Source organism: Escherichia sp. KCJ4928 (genome assembly GCF_004352695.1).
GTDB lineage: Bacteria > Pseudomonadota > Gammaproteobacteria > Enterobacterales > Enterobacteriaceae > ECMA0423.
Genome location: NZ_SJWV01000424.1, coordinates 1 through 1,183, shown reverse-complemented (window position 1 = coordinate 1,183; position 1,183 = coordinate 1). Strand labels below are relative to the sequence as shown.

The following is a 1,183-nucleotide window of genomic DNA, read 5'->3' as shown; positions in this document are numbered from 1 at the left end:
TTGCTCATCATTTGCCAGCCAGGGAAACCTGCTGGGGCCGATTCTATTTTTCGCCGTTTACCTGCTTATCTTTTTCCTGCGCGTCGGCTGGACCCACGTCGGTTATTCAGTCGGCGTGAAGGCGATCGATAAAGTGCGAGAGAACTCGCAGATGATTGCTCGCTCGGCAACCATCCTCGGGATCACGGTAATCGGCGGGCTGATCGCTTCGTATGTGCATATTAACGTGGTGACATCGTTTGCCATCGACAGTACCCACAGCGTCGCGCTGCAACAGGATTTCTTCGATAAAGTCTTCCCGAACATTTTACCGATGGCCTACACCCTGCTGATGTATTACTTCCTGCGGGTGAAAAAAGCGCATCCGGTGCTGTTAATCGGCGTGACTTTTGTGCTCTCTATTGTTTGTTCCGCATTCGGCATTTTGTAAATGGAACGAGGCACTGCGTCTGGCGGTGCCTCTTTACTTAAGGAATTTCATCCTGTGCAAACCCTTCAGCAAGTTGAAAACTATACGGCGTTAAGTGAACGTGCCAGCGAATATTTATTGGCCGTGATCCGTAGCAAACCGGATGCCGTGATTTGCCTGGCGACCGGAGCCACGCCATTACTGACGTATCATTATCTGGTAGAAAAAATCCACCAGCAGCAGGTTGATGTCAGCCAGCTCACCTTCGTGAAGCTCGACGAATGGGTGGATCTGCCATTAACGATGCCTGGTACCTGCGAAACTTTCCTGCAACAGCATATCGTGCAGCAGCTGGGGCTACGTGAAGACCAGCTCATCAGCTTTCGCTCCGAAGAGATAAATGAGACAGAGTGCGAACGGGTAACGAACCTGATTGCGCGCAAAGGCGGTCTGGATTTATGCGTTCTAGGATTGGGGAAAAACGGTCATCTTGGGCTGAACGAACCGGGAGAAAGCCTACAACCGGCCTGCCATATCAGTCAACTTGATGCCAGAACACAGCAACATGAGATGTTAAAAACCACGGGTCGCCCCGTGACTCGTGGGATCACCTTAGGCCTGAAGGATATTCTCAATGCCCGCGAGGTTTTGTTATTGGTGACTGGCGAAGGAAAGCAGGATGCGACAGAACGTTTTCTCACGGCTAAAGTCTCCACCGCTATCCCGGCTTCGTTTTTATGGCTGCACAGTAACTTTATTTGTTTAATTAATACC

Annotated in this window: 2 protein-coding genes; both read left to right on the top strand. The window is 50.5% G+C overall.

Features of this window, described 5'->3' with window-relative positions; translation table 11 throughout:
* The coding region (locus E0D98_RS24505) for a PTS system mannose/fructose/sorbose family transporter subunit IID (RefSeq protein ID WP_044717164.1) at positions 1-430 on the top strand (430 nt) is incomplete at its 5' end.
* Positions 431-1,183: galactosamine-6-phosphate isomerase (locus E0D98_RS24500; RefSeq protein ID WP_001342459.1), on the top strand; the 753-nt coding region annotated here is incomplete at its 3' end. It abuts the gene before it with no gap.